Source organism: Pedobacter quisquiliarum, from assembly GCF_014642175.1.
GTDB classification, from domain to species: Bacteria; Bacteroidota; Bacteroidia; order Sphingobacteriales; family Sphingobacteriaceae; genus Pedobacter; species Pedobacter quisquiliarum.
The window spans coordinates 435,904-448,913 of record NZ_BMIL01000002.1 but is presented as its reverse complement, the minus strand read 5'-3'; the positions used below and the strand labels follow the sequence as shown (position 1 = coordinate 448,913).

The window sequence follows — 13,010 nt, the reverse complement described above, 5'->3', positions numbered from 1 at the left end:
GTGTACAGAAGATCAGATGCGGCAATAATCAGCTTCTGATCTTCTTTATTTAGGATTAGTATTAATAAACGCCAATATATTGATTACCTGGCTTGTTTACTAATTTAGCACCAACTGTCATTTCACCGGTTTTTCTATTGAAGATGTACATATTACCATCCATACCCACGGGTGCTACTGCGATAAAAACATCTTCGTCATGCATGGTAATCGCCTGGATCTGACCAAAGTTCAAAGTAGCCTCATTAGGCAGCGTATACTTTGTTGCCGTTTTATTATTCAGGTTTACACGTGCAATATAGCCGCCGGTACGTGTGTTTCCTGTACCAGTATATTTACTATAAACAACAAAGCCAATTCCGTCACCTGCATATTTCCACGTTTCGATATAGGTGTTGGTTTCGCCTAAAGCCTGATCAAGACTAAATACATAACTGTTGTCATAATCATTGCTTTCGGCACTGATCTTAAGAATTTTGGAACCACCATTACCTGGTCCTTCACCAGAGGTTGCCTGATAAACATGTCCATCTGTACCAACATACTGCATGGTGCTACGGTAGCCATTGGTACTGCCTCTGGTTTGTGTAGACGTAAGCACTTTTGGATTTTCAAGCGCAGGATAATCAAGTACCAACGTCTTTGCCCAGCTTCTCGGACTTGCATTATCTGCTGCAAAAACAGGCAGACCATCAGTACCTATAGTAAAGGAACTCGTATTATGCTTTGAAATAGCAGCGCCAATATATACCTTGTTACCAGCTTTATTAACCACAGGAACATCTATACGGCTCACATAGTAGCCCGCAGCTACTTCCTCCGGCGATAATGGTAATTGAAAATCAGCCACCTTTGTGATCTTTGGATTATTCAGATCCAGCGTGATTACGTCTACGGATGCCGTTCTTCCTTTGAAAACAAAGTTCGGACTGGCACCTTCGTAAACCACTGCATTGGCTTCCGCTTTTACGGCTATGCCGACACCTTCAACAGCTTTTAACCAACGTGGTGAGGCACTCACATAAGGCTCCGTATCGACCTCGGACCCTTCTGGTCTGAAATCCTTTCCACCATGCACACTCATTTTATTGAAAATCCCTCCATCTTCTCCTACATATTGGATGTTGTAAAGGTACTTTCCATCAGCAGAAGCCTGCAAACGTGCTGTACGTTGTGATTTAACGTGCATACCCTGATCAAAAACGTTTACACTAATACCAGGATTCTTTGCTTCTTCAACCGTCAGGCTGTATACCATTGTTCCAGCATTACCATCACCAACTTCAGCGTTTGAAGGATCATCCATGGCGCCTGAAATCGTAATCCATCGATCACTGTCTGCAATATTTTCCCCCGGACCATCGCTTTTTTTACATGCTGATAATGACAGTGCAGTAATGGCCGCACCAAACATTATTGTTCTTAATAGTTCTGTTTTCATTCTATAAGTATTTAATGTTAGATAATTTAAAGTCTGTTTATACTGTAGTTGAGTTTTACAAAGAATGCACGCCCTGGTTTCTGCACACCGAAATTGTCGTAGATCTCTGCATTGAGTATGTTCTTGGCATCCAGGCTAACAACCAGCTTACGATCGGGAAATTTATAGCTAAGCCCAAGATCCTGCGCAAACTGGGTTGGTGTCGTAAACCATTCAGATTCTGGCCATACGGTCCTGAAAGGCGCGACATATCCAAAATTATAGAAGAGGTTGAGCAAAGAATTTTTTTGGAGAACGTTATTCAGTCTGTACTGCGCATTTCCGTTCATAGTGAAAAATGGCTCATTTGGTAGTTGCTCGCCTTCATATTGGGTTAGGCGCTGACCAGTTACAGAATCGTCCCCTTGTTTAAAAACCGAGTTGAACTTTGAAAAGGTAAACATCACGTTCAATCTGTTGCTGTAAGCATAACCCAGTTCAGCCTCAAATCCTAGTGACTTCGCACGACCAATATTCATAAAAGGCGAAACCTCTACCTCCTGGTCAGATAATGTACTATTAACCTGTCGCACGATCCTATCTTTGATATTCCTGGAGAATGCATTTCCAGATACTGAAATCCTGTGTTTGTCTATCTCGAAATTACCCAGCCTGAAACCAAGATTTATGTTCCTGGCCACCTCGGGCCTGATGCTGAAATTAGATAGTACGTTTTCATTCGGATCGCCTAAAATTTCAGTATCACCTGGCATTCGAACGGCTTGTTCTGCAGATGCAATAAGGACAATTTTGGGTTTAAGTGCGTATGATGCTGCAAGACCATATCCTGTTGCATCAATTTTCTTGTCACTCCGTGCGGTATTAACAACATTCTGGCCACCAACTGTAGAAACTATGGGCGTAGTACGGCCAACGTTTTGCTGATAGTACTTCAGGAACAGGTTGGTTTTTAGCTTATCTCCAAATAATTGGGCTTCATAGTTGAAAGCTGTTATTTGCTTCTGGAGATCACTGATGGTTTTTAGTGAGCCATTTGCCACAGGTCTTAGCAGGTCTTCGTCATCTCTGTCAACAGTATAGTAAACATGATTGATGGATAAACGGTGACCGGAAAAAATATCGTAGCTAAGGTTGGAACGTAAGGTTGTGATCCTTCTGCTTATATCCGTGATCACATCAAGTCCCTGCTGACCATAACCTTCCCGGTACATTGGACGGTTGTAGAAGTCCAGGCGATAATTTCCGTCCCAATTGTACAAATAACCGACGGTATCCTGAAGATAGGTACTCCGGTCACTATATACGCCATTAACATTCAGGGAAAGGCCATTAGTAAAAAGATCTTTTTTATTGTAGATCAGGTTGAACACATGCGCCTGCGCCTCACTGGTTCTGCCCACATATGGCTTTGCCATCACCTGTCCGTGAGGAATTTCATTATCGGTTGAGGACCCGTTATAACCTAATAGTAAAGCATCAGCCCATTTTACATTGGTAAAACCAAGCTCAAATCGCCCGCCTGTTGATTTAAAAGAATCATTAAAACGTCTTGCTCTGTAATACCGCTCTACCTGCCCATCCGGCGTAATGAACTTTGAAAACTTACCCCATGTCTCATAGCTGTTGTCCGTGTACGTGTAAAACCCGGATGCCTTTGCCGTAAAGCCATTTTTGGAATTCCGGTACATGGCACTGGCGTCAACCTGATAGGTATTAAATGACCCGTAGGATATTGATGCTGCAATATTATTTTGCGAAATATCCTTTTTGAGCACCACGTTAATCGCACCCCCCATGTAATCTCCCGACAAATGAGCAGGCAGAACCCCTTTATATACCTCGATTCGTTCGACCATGGAAGGGGGAATGCTATTCAGATTAAAAGAAGATCCATATGTGGAGATTTCGATCCCATCAATGAAAATACCCACTGATCTTCCCGACATCCCATTTAGATTATATTCTACTGCAGAGCCAAGCCCTCCATTCTGACGAACGCGGACCCCAACCGTACGATCGAGCAGCTCATTGGTTTGCACATTTCTCAAGGAAGCCTCCTTGGTTTCGACTACGTTAATCGCAAAGCCTGATGTTTCAATCGTTTTCTTCTCTGTTTTTCCCTCTATAAATACCTGTTCAAGCGCCCTTGCACCTGCAGACTTCACTTTAACATTCATCACCGTATTCCCGGTGCCAACCTTTACACTAACGCTTTTAGCATCGGTCTGCAGCGCGCTAACAACTAAGGTATACGACCCGTACTTAACTGACCTCAGCTCATATTTACCCTCCATATCTGTTATGGCCGACCTGTTCAGTTCTTTTATCTTCAAGGTAGCACCTTCAACAGCAGCTCCATTTTCATTAGTAACCCTGCCGGAGAGTGAACCAGTTTGGGCATTTCCAGCAAAACAGATTAAGGAAAGAAATATAAATAGTAGTGTTTTATGCATGTACATGTAACTTTTTGGCTGTGTTCTTTAGAATAGGTCTTAATAAGAATAATTTAGTCGCAAAGATATATGCTACACATGACGCAATCGGGAGAACAATTGACGCTAAAGGGAGAAATTGAGCAAAAGCCGGAAAATGTATATTTACTTCAGAAGTCTCTGGCAATCAACTACTCCATTAACATTGACGATCGGGATCATGTAGAAGTTAAAACGTTTATGGGTGATCAGCCCGCTACTTTGCTATTCCAGATGATATTTGTGCTTAAGGGTAAAGCGATCTTCAGGAAACGAGGATCTGATGAAACCTATGCTTCAATTGAAAGCCAGCAGCACAACCTTCTGGGTTTCAAACCAGCTGCTGTGCACATGTTCATGAGCAGTGCCAAGGACGAGGTAATTTGCATCAATCTTAGCACTTCCTTTCTAAGCAGGTACCTGCCGGCCCATCATTCCTGGCAACAACTTAGTAAATTGTCAGATGAGCAGTTACCGCTGATGCTTGCTGGCACAAACATGCCTTTCACTCCAGAGATCGGCACCGTACTCCAGCTTTTAAGTCATACCACCAAAAGTAATTTTTGTGACCAACTCATACTGGAATCCAAAACAATAGAACTGTTGGCCTTGCAGCTGTTACAGCTAGAGCAGCTTGAAGATATGCCGCCTCATGTGGTTCTAAAGAAAGAGGACATGGACAAAATGCTCGCAGCTAGAGAAATCCTAATTAATCACTCCGGAAAACCATTGTCTTTGAGGTCGCTGGCACATCTGGTAGGCACAAATGAGTTTAATTTGAAACGCAACTTCAAGAATGCTTTTGGAAACACCGTATATAACTATCTGAACCAACATAAGATGGATCAGGCGAAGACAATGCTAAAGCAAGGGGACATTACGATCGCGGAGGTTGCAGAGAAGATGGGCTATAAATATGCCACGCACTTCAGCAGTGCTTTTAAAAAATACTATGGATACTTACCTAAATCCGTTAAATCTGGTAAGCTCTCCATGATATTGTTCCTGGAAGAAATCTTCATCGCCTTGGAATACAGCCGAACTTTGATGCTGGGATAGTCGCACCAGATCATTTTAAGATAAGGCAAACCACATAACAGGCACTAATAGGATAAACATGAAACGCACAGCAATCGCACATGTTCTGTGCGCTTGCTGTGCGTTTGGTCTGGGTTTGCTGTGCGTTTGGTGTGCGTTTCACTCGAAGCCTTCTCCTAACCTTCCCTCCGCTATCGGCTCGCCAACACCGCTCCTGGTTTACTTGCAATTACAGTTGCCCCTGCCGCAAACTGATCCATCGTCATGTTACCCAAGTCACACATCTCTATCGTATGCTGATCCGAGGTGCCGGCAATCTTAAGTGCTGAAGCACCTTTTACCGAACTGAACAAAGACACGGTCTTAGCATTGATGTCTGCAGAAGCGCTATCCATCAGCCGCACATCTAAATTGAGTAATTTGAAACAGCCTTCAGTTCTAACCTTCGCGGTATTGTAAGCTTCAATCGCATTCAGCTCCTTTACATACACCACGATAGACAATGGCCTGTCCGCGTAAGAACTGATGCGCAGCGTACTACCCTGCTGCTGCACCAGGGCGTTTTTGGAGTAGTATTTATCATATACCTTAACGCTTTCCTTACTATCCTGCACCAGCAGCAGCTGCACATTTCCACTTACCACAATCTTACGGATGTCCTTAACCGAACTTAAAGTTGTGATGTAGGTAACTGGCTCCGTCGCCTTTACCGCAGCCGTATTTGACAATAAGATAATTCCGGTGAAGAGCGCGAACATTGTTTTTACTGAAGTTTTCATAATATTTTTTTCTTAAAGCTTGTAAATCAATTGCTTAACTGTTTTTATTTGTTTGGTAATGAGACGCGTCCCCAGTAAAAACGTTTCAGCAATTCTGGCCGAATTAGACCATGTGAACCTGCAGTTCGACGAAAACCAGCTTTATTTCGACCAACAGGTAAAAAAACTTTCAATTCCACGATTTCATGTTTGATACAAAGTGAAAATCCTGTATGTTTAAAACTTTTATACGAGCGCTCCATTAGTTTAAATTTATTTTCATCCCATGCTACGTGTAGATAGTTCCAAGCCATTCAAATTAGTGTACGCCTTGTGTAAACATGATTTTTTGGGCTATCTGGTTGAACCACATGTTGTTCAATTGAATCCACAGGGTGACTTTTCCCTCACCTACCAGCGGATATTCAGTCACACGGCAGCGGAATTTGAAAAGCATCTATCCGAGGCGGACATGAAGATCATCAAGACCCTTGATGACATCGAACAGGATTCCCTCATTAAGAAATACCATAAAAAGCAGATCCGCCCATTCGAATTCTTCAGCAAGGTTTTCGATGATAAGTTCTACGACCATGTGCGCCCAAAAGTGGAGAAGAAACTGGCGGAGCTCCTGAAGAACCCCGTAGTGGCGAAATCGCTCTACCTGATGTCAAAAGACGGGTGGCCCGTTGGGTCCAGACTGCAGATTGCGCTGGAACCTGCCACGATTCTGTTCCACTTCAGAAGAAACAACCTGGAAACGCGCTACTTCCCAACCATTAAATATGCCGGGATGCGTATCGACTTCATGTTCAAGGATGCGCAGCTGATCAGTAATCAGCCTGCATGGCTCCTGCTGGATCAAACCCTGTACTTCTTTGAACCGGGTATGGAAGGCAAAAAGCTTCAGCCATTTCTTAATAAACGATACATCACCATCCCCAAAGCAACTGAGGAAACGTATTTCGAAAAGTTTGTAGCGCCGCTTATAGAAAAGTATCATGTCTATGCGGAAGGTTTTGAAATTAAAACGGAGCGGAACGAGCCTACCCCCATCTTGAATGTCTCTTTTGTGGAAGATGGCATCTCCCAGCTGCAGCTGTGCTTCCGCTATGGCGATTATACTTTTGCCATGGGCGATGAACAGAAAGTTACCGTCAGGGTGTCTAAAGAAGGGGAAGAATATACCTTCAACCGCATTAAACGCCAAACGGAATGGGAAAAGGGCAAATACGGGGAGCTGCTTAAAATGGGACTTAAAAAGTCCAGCCCGGTTTTCTATACCCTGGAGCTGAATAATAAAGCAGATGTGGACCCTGCCTACGGGGTACTCAACTGGACCAACGAACATATCGCAGACTTACAGGAACGTGGCTTTGAGATCCAGCAATCTGCCGGGCCGAAGAAATTCCTGTTTGCCAGCAACCACATAGATTTTGAGATCAAAGAAGAAAACGATTGGTTCGACATCAATGCCATCGTATATTTCGGATCCTTTGCCGTGCCATTCATCGCCTTAAAGCAGCATATCCTCCGCAAAAAGCGTGAGTTTCCACTGCCCGATGGCTCCATTGCGATCATCCCGGATAAGTGGTTTTCGCAGTACGGCAGCTTGTTCAACTTCTCGGATTCGAGTAAAGCACTGAAGCTGCACAAACATCATGTTGGGTTAATCAACGACCTTTCTGAAGACAGCATCGTGCATGTTACGCTTAACCGGAAGCTTCAGAAGCTGAATGACTTTGAGCATATTGAAGACACTGAAATGCCGGTGCATTTTAAAGGTGAGCTGCGCAGCTATCAGAAAGCCGGCTACAACTGGTTCAGCTTTCTTCGGGAATACCATTTCGGCGGCTGCCTTGCCGATGACATGGGGCTTGGTAAAACCATCCAGACCCTGGCCATGCTGCAGAAAATAAAAGAGGAAGATCAGCACAACAATACCAAAAGCACTTCGCTGATCATTATGCCGACCTCGCTGATTTACAACTGGCTCAATGAGGCGAAAAAATTTACCCCGCAGCTAAAGATCTTTGCACACACCGGTGGCGCAAGAAATAAGGATGTTGCGCATTTTATAGATTACGACATCATCATTACCACATATGGCATTACGCGGATTGATGCAGAACTGCTGCAACATTTTTACTTCAACTACATCATTCTGGATGAAAGTCAGAACATCAAAAACCCGGCTTCCAAGTCCTTCAAAGCGGTACGTTCCCTGAAATCCAGACACAAGCTGATCCTAAGCGGTACGCCGGTCGAGAATTCCGTGGGGGACCTATGGACACAACTTACCTTCCTGAACCCTGGTCTACTGGGTACGCAGACTTTCTTCAATGAAGAATACGTGCAGGCCATTGAGAAAAAGAAAGACGAGGAGAAAGCCAGAAAGCTGCAGGCCATCATCAAACCCTTCGTTTTGCGCAGAACCAAAGAACAGGTTGCGGAAGAACTACCGCCGAAAACCGAGCAGGTGTTCTATTGCGACATGAGCGAGGATCAGGCGGCGTATTATGAAAAAACGAAATCTGCCTACCGGAATGACCTGCTGAGCAGCATGGACGATGGCAGCTACAAAGAGAAACAGGTGCAGCTGCTGCAGGGCCTAACCTTGCTCAGACAGCTGGCCAACCACCCCGTAATGATTGACCAGGAATACAGCTCTGATTCCGGGAAGTTTAAAAATGTGCTGCATGCACTCGACAATGTGCTTAAAGGGGGACATAAAGTACTGATCTTCTCGCAGTTCGTAAAACACCTGAACCTGTTTAAAGCGGAGTTTGAGGAAAAGCAGATTCGTTACGCATACCTGGATGGCGCCACGAAGAACCGCGGAGAAACCGTTGCAGATTTCCAGAATGACCCTGAGCTAAAGGTCTTCCTGATCTCCATTAAAGCAGGTGGTGTGGGTTTAAACCTTACCCAGGCCGACTATGTGTTTATTCTGGATCCATGGTGGAACCCCGCCGTAGAACAACAAGCCATAGACAGAAGTCACCGCATCGGTCAGGAGAAAAAGGTTTTCATCTATAAGTTTATCGCCAAAGATACCGTTGAAGAAAAAATCCTTGCCCTGCAGAACCGTAAGAAAAGGCTTGCAAGTTCATTGATCACCACGGAAGAAAGCTTCTTTAAATCACTGACCAAGGCTGATATTCAGGAAATTCTCAATTAGATTGGTTACCGTTCCGGCTGCAAACTAAGTTATCCCTGTTCCTTTAGGATTTTCAGGTATTCCTGACTCGGGATAAGTTCGGCGCCAAGGCTCATGAGATGAGGATTTGGCAGTTGGCAGTCGATCAGTTTAAACTGGCCACTTCTGCAAAGACTAATTAAAGCTGCCTTCGAAGCGTTACTAATCTGGCTAAACATGCTTTCACCACAGAAAACCTTGTTTACGATCACACCGTAGAGGCCACCTACAAGTTCCTGCCCTTGCCAGACTTCCAGGCTGTGTGCCATGCCAAGCCGATGAAGGTTGAGGTAAGCTTCCTGCATGTCGTCCGTGATCCAGGTGCCATCCTGCCCCTGCTTGGTACGGTCTATGGATGCACAGGCCTTGATGACCTGCTCAAAAGCCTGGTCCCAGGTGATCCTGAACTGTTCGCTAAGCAGCACTTTCCGCATGGACTTACTGATTTTCACCCGCTCGGGGAAAATGACACAACGTTCATGCGGTGCAAACCAGAGAATTGGATCCCCCGCACTGAACCATGGGAAGATACCACTTGCATAAGCATTCTTGAGCCTTTCAGCGCTAAGATCGCCCCCAATAGCGAGCAATCCGTCCGCATCTGCCAATGCAGGATCAGGAAAGGCGAGGTATAGCTCATCAAGTCCAAAAACCATGCTGCAAGTATAGTTAATTTAATACCTTTTCGATACCTTCTATGCGCTCCAGTGGTGCAATCAGGCCTACCGCACGTGAGTGTGCCATGGCTTCTGAACTGCTGTCGAACACACAGATCTTAATCCCTTTCTCTTTTGCAGGTGCAAGGGTAACCACGGTTGTGGTCTTATTGGCCGGTACGATGTTCCGGATGTAAATGGCTTCTACTTTCTCGGGGTATTTCTCAGCAATGCTGGCATATATAAATGGATCACGCTGGGAGTTATCGCCGAAGAACACAAACCGCTGGTTTGGGAAAGCCGCAATGATGCGCATAACCCGGATGAGCTTGCCCTCATGCCCCGTTTTGCCGGAAGTCAGGAAGTTGGTCCACATCTTAATCTGGTTGAGCAGGAACACCCCTTCTGGCAGTTTGTTAAAGCGGAAGGTCTCCACTAGGTAATCGTATAAGTTCCATTCGGAACTGGAAACATAAAAGAAAGGGTTCGGCTGGTCGGTCGTGGTATGTGATAGCGCGAGCAGGCTGTAATGCAGCTGAACATCGGTAAAGGTCTTCCGGGTTCTCGGATTCTTAATGAACAGCTCCCGTAATCGTCTGTACACCGTTGCAGAGTGCGACACCATAATGGTATCGTCTATGTCTGAGATGAAAGCATACTGGGTAATGTGCGGCACAAAGATGGTGCTACTACATGTTGCCAGCACCTGCTCCTGCTCATCCAGCGCTTCAACTTTTACGTTGTGCCAACCGGGTTCAACATCCGCGGAGGACTTAAATTCGAATTTAAAAAAGCCGTCGTATTCTGAGGTTTGATAAACCACTTGATCGTGAAAGGTAAGCCTTAGCCTCAAACCCGGAAAGGGCTTCAGGATGAAAAGCTTAAGCAGGTATAGAATGTTTGTGAACAGATTGTTGCTGTACTGCTGAACCGTTCTGGCTTTGAATTTAAAGGCGTTTCCATAAACCACCAGGTTGTGGGTATGGCCGTAACCGTGGTAGACTTTAATGCTGACAGAATTGTTCATTGATTTTAAAACATCGGGATCAGCAATGTTGTTTTGATATTAAAATACACTTCATGAACCCTAAGCCTGATGGTTTAAAATTTCTGTTCATTGTTAATCCGGGTTCCGGCAATGGCGAGATCGATTACAAAGCTGAAATTCAGCACTATTTCTCCGAACTTCCACATGATTACGAGATTTACGAGCTGCCGAAAGACTGTTCAACTGATCAGATGAAAAAGCGCATTGATGATGCCGCTCCGGATCGGGTAATGGCGGTAGGTGGCGACGGCACGCTGAAGCTTGTTGCGCAATGTTTGTTGAACTCCGAAATGCCGGTCGGCATTATTCCGGCAGGTTCTGCCAACGGCATGGCTAAGGAACTGGGTATCTCCGTCGACGTTAAAGAAGCACTGGATACCGCTGTAAATGGCACACCCAAACGCATTCACGCAGTTGTGGTAAATGATGAGCTTTGTATCCACCTGTCAGACATCGGCTTCAATGCCTACATCATCAAGAAATTTGATGACCTGCCGCAACGTGGGATGAAGGGTTATGCACGTGCAGCATGGCATGCGCTGTGGAACCATCATAAAATGGAGGTGACGCTGAAAATAGATGGTGAAGAGATCCGCTCGGAAGCCTCTATGGTCGTTATTGCAAATGCAACCATGTATGGAACGGGCGTAAAGATTAATCCGGAAGGTAGCCTGGAAGATGATCTGTTTGAGGTGATTCTGGTGAAGAACTACAATGTGCTTGAAATTTTAAAGATCCGCTTTACCAACCTGCCTTTTAACCCCAATTCTATTGAGACTTTTAAAACAGATAAGCTGGTAATCAAGTCGAAGCACCGCGCACACTTTCAGGTAGATGGCGAGTACCAGGGTAAGGTAAACACGATCAATGCACACATTATAACTGACGCAATCCGGGTAATTGTCTGACCCGGACGAACTTTTTATAAGCGAGTATGGTGTAATACAGGCGGAAGAATTCCGCGACAATACAGATCCGGAACAACCAGCTGAAGAGGTTTTCGCCAACCTCCATCACCTCTGGCAGGAGCGTAATGAAGCCGATGGACAGCACCATAAGGAACAAGCGGAAGGGAAACTGGATGTAATAAACGATCATGCCGTAGCGCTTGAAGCTGTACTGCCCCATGGCCGTAAAGAACAAAGAACCGTAAATCAGCACCGTCAGGCTCGCTTTGATTATGGAAAAGGCATCGGGTTTTACTTTGCCCAGGTGGGTTAATAGGAACCATACCTGCGCAAACATGAAAAGGATGCTGATGAGGTCTAGAAAGGCAAACATTTTGAAGATCCGACGCATTGCCTGGTTGTTAGGTTTAGCTTGTTGCAACTCCAAAGGTATCTTTAAGTATAAATTGTGGATCTGGACAGTTTTCTAAGTAATGACCTGCTTTTGAGTACTGACACACGCCGGGATAGTCGCCGGTTTTGCCCTCCATATCAATGATGAGCTGAAAGTGCAGGTGTGGCGGCCAGTACCCGTTCTCCTCTGGTATGCCAAAGGCTGCAAATTCCCGGCCAGATGGGATTTTCTGTCCTGCTTGCAACCCAGATAACGAATTCAGGCTCAAATGCCCGTATAAAGCATGAAATTCAACGCCTTCGATGTTGTATTTCAGGATAATGGTGGCGCCATAATCCCCAAAGTGGTCATTGAACTGAAAGCTGTGGACCTCCGCATCATAGAAATTGTAAATGGGTGTACCTGCCGGCCCCCAGATGTCGGTGCCCAGGTGTAATCTCCGGGGCTCTTCTACCCCATCGAAATAGCTGCTTCTGGCATAGATGGTCCGGTGTTCATTGTAGCCACCGATGCCGTAGCGTGCATCATGATCGGCAAGCTCCTGACTGATCCATTTACTGAATACCGTGGTGTCGCTGATGATTTCTTCGGTAAGCTTAGGGTTGTAACTGGTGAGATCAAACTGGAAGAGTTGATCTGTATTGGTTTCGAATGGAACCAGTGGATGAAATTGAAGGCCCTTGTTTCCAAGGGCCTCAAACTTTTGTTTAGGCGTCATCTTCTGCGCTATCGTTTTCTTTACGTTCTTTAGCAATCTTGTCGAAGATCTTGTCCATGTGCTCGGTGTACTCGTTGGTATCGTCTACAAAAAACGTTAACGTTGGTACCACACGCGCCTGGTGGCGTATTCTGGAACCCAGCTTATAGCGGATTTCTCCGGCATGGGAATTCACCGTATTTACAGATAAGGTGGTATTGCTGGTATTTAAGAAGCTTAAATATACCTTGGCAACCGCCAGATCCGGGGATACCCTTACTTTCGTAATGGTAACCAATGTATTGGGCAGGTAGGCAGCACCTTCCTTTTGGAAAACAGCGGCAAGCTCTTCCTGTAGAAGGCCTGCAAACTTCTGTTGACGTTTACTTTCCATATGCTT

The 13,010-nt window shown here is 45.2% G+C and carries 11 protein-coding genes; 3 read left to right on the top strand and 8 right to left on the bottom strand.

Annotation, left to right across the window (positions count from 1 at the left end):
- Positions 1–61: 61 nt before the first annotated feature.
- Together IEW69_RS04410 and IEW69_RS04405 are read right to left on the bottom strand one after the other, a co-directional pair.
- Positions 62–1,441, bottom strand: coding sequence for a DUF4374 domain-containing protein (locus IEW69_RS04410; protein ID WP_188625611.1), 1,380 nt, complete (start codon positions 1,439–1,441; stop codon positions 62–64).
- Positions 1,442–1,467: 26 nt separating this feature from the next.
- Positions 1,468–3,894 carry a TonB-dependent receptor gene (locus IEW69_RS04405; protein ID WP_188625610.1) on the bottom strand — a complete coding sequence of 809 codons (2,427 nt, stop codon included), beginning with the start codon at positions 3,892–3,894 and terminating at the stop codon, positions 1,468–1,470.
- 69 nt (positions 3,895–3,963) lie between these two features.
- Here IEW69_RS04405 and IEW69_RS04400 point away from each other — a divergent pair, with 69 nt between their 5' ends.
- Positions 3,964–4,971: a helix-turn-helix transcriptional regulator gene (locus IEW69_RS04400; RefSeq protein ID WP_188625609.1), complete on the top strand. Its 1,008-nt coding sequence runs from the start codon at positions 3,964–3,966 to the stop codon at positions 4,969–4,971.
- Positions 4,972–5,141: 170 nt separating this feature from the next.
- Here IEW69_RS04400 and IEW69_RS04395 read toward each other — a convergent pair whose 3' ends face one another.
- The gene (locus tag IEW69_RS04395; RefSeq protein WP_188625608.1) at positions 5,142–5,729 is read right to left on the bottom strand and encodes a GIN domain-containing protein; all 588 of its coding nucleotides are present in this window, start codon (positions 5,727–5,729) and stop codon (positions 5,142–5,144) included.
- A 265-nt stretch (positions 5,730–5,994) separates the two neighbouring features.
- Between IEW69_RS04395 and IEW69_RS04390 the strand changes: the two genes are divergently transcribed.
- Positions 5,995–8,889: a DEAD/DEAH box helicase gene (locus IEW69_RS04390; RefSeq protein WP_188625607.1), complete on the top strand. Its 2,895-nt coding sequence runs from the start codon at positions 5,995–5,997 to the stop codon at positions 8,887–8,889.
- A gap of 29 nt (positions 8,890–8,918) precedes the next feature.
- Here the strand turns inward: IEW69_RS04390 and aat are convergent, their stop codons facing one another.
- The gene (gene aat / locus IEW69_RS04385) at positions 8,919–9,563 is read right to left on the bottom strand and encodes a leucyl/phenylalanyl-tRNA--protein transferase (RefSeq protein WP_188625606.1); all 645 of its coding nucleotides are present in this window, start codon (positions 9,561–9,563) and stop codon (positions 8,919–8,921) included.
- A gap of 13 nt (positions 9,564–9,576) precedes the next feature.
- Positions 9,577–10,590, bottom strand: coding sequence for an App1 family protein phosphatidate phosphatase (locus tag IEW69_RS04380; RefSeq protein ID WP_188625605.1), 1,014 nt, complete (start codon positions 10,588–10,590; stop codon positions 9,577–9,579).
- Positions 10,591–10,643: 53 nt separating this feature from the next.
- Between IEW69_RS04380 and IEW69_RS04375 the strand changes: the two genes are divergently transcribed.
- Complete coding sequence (locus IEW69_RS04375; protein ID WP_188625604.1) at positions 10,644–11,519, top strand: diacylglycerol/lipid kinase family protein; 876 nt, start codon at positions 10,644–10,646, stop codon at positions 11,517–11,519.
- On the opposite strand, the gene IEW69_RS04370 is transcribed toward IEW69_RS04375, so the two are convergent.
- Genes IEW69_RS04370 through rbfA form a run of 3 tightly spaced genes read right to left on the bottom strand, consistent with a single transcriptional unit; the run spans position 11,488 to position 13,004 of the window.
- A complete protein-coding gene (locus IEW69_RS04370; RefSeq protein ID WP_188625603.1) occupies positions 11,488–11,910 on the bottom strand; it encodes a hypothetical protein in 423 nt (140 codons plus the stop codon). The two genes, IEW69_RS04375 and IEW69_RS04370, sit on opposite strands and share 32 nt — an antisense overlap.
- 16 nt (positions 11,911–11,926) lie before the next feature.
- Positions 11,927–12,631: a peptidoglycan DD-metalloendopeptidase family protein gene (locus tag IEW69_RS04365; protein WP_188625602.1), complete on the bottom strand. Its 705-nt coding sequence runs from the start codon at positions 12,629–12,631 to the stop codon at positions 11,927–11,929.
- Complete coding sequence (gene rbfA, locus IEW69_RS04360; RefSeq protein ID WP_188625601.1) at positions 12,621–13,004, bottom strand: 30S ribosome-binding factor RbfA; 384 nt, start codon at positions 13,002–13,004, stop codon at positions 12,621–12,623. The genes IEW69_RS04365 and rbfA overlap by 11 nt, the downstream gene beginning before the upstream one ends.
- Positions 13,005–13,010: the final 6 nt, after the last annotated feature.